This is a genomic window from Exiguobacterium sp. s150 (genome assembly GCF_018618435.1).
Taxonomy (GTDB): Bacteria; Bacillota; Bacilli; order Exiguobacteriales; family Exiguobacteriaceae; genus Exiguobacterium; species Exiguobacterium alkaliphilum.
On sequence record NZ_JACSMC010000082.1, the window covers coordinates 1 to 573 of the forward strand.

General features: G+C 44.5%; 2 protein-coding genes. Both read left to right on the top strand.

All coding sequences use genetic code 11. The annotated features are described in order from the left end of the window. Positions 1-354: DUF6036 family nucleotidyltransferase (locus KNP76_RS15650; RefSeq protein ID WP_214845048.1), on the top strand; the 354-nt coding region annotated here is incomplete at its 5' end. Between the two features lie 32 nt (positions 355-386). Beyond that, positions 387-573 (top strand): hypothetical protein (locus KNP76_RS15655; RefSeq protein ID WP_214845049.1); only part of this gene is annotated, 187 nt, incomplete at its 3' end.

Here is a 573-nt window from a genome sequence, read left to right on the forward strand (position 1 = left end):
GTGACACCTGAATTGAAAGAGGCGCTTCATGAATATGAAATTGAAATTGTCGAAGGGGTGATTCAGTTCCCACCCCGTGAAGACTTTAGGGAGAATGAATTCCGGCATAAGATTGAAGGTCTGTTCGAGGCGATTGATGTGTATATCCCCGACATTGAACTTTTAGCATGTACCAAGATCTTCTCCTCTCGCCAAAAGGATCTAGAGGATCTCGAAAAAACGAATCTATTGGCACTTTGCGATAAAGATAAACTTCTCGACCTTGTAGAGGAATACAAAGCAAACATGACGTGGGACGATCCATTTTGTAACGTGCATGACTTGAGTCGAATTTTTCAGGAAAAGGGTATATAATAAATTAAAAGAAGAGTAGAGGAGGGTGACCGATGTCAGACAGTAATCATGTACTTCTGCAAAGCGAGCTAGCGGATGAACTGAATCGTATGCAGGCAGGCGGGACAAGCTATCGCTTAGAGACGGCTCAATTGGCCCTGGCATTAAGTCGTCATGTATCGGTCCCTGAATCGCTACGTGACCGAGAAATGGCTCGCCAGTATGTTCGATCTTCACTGC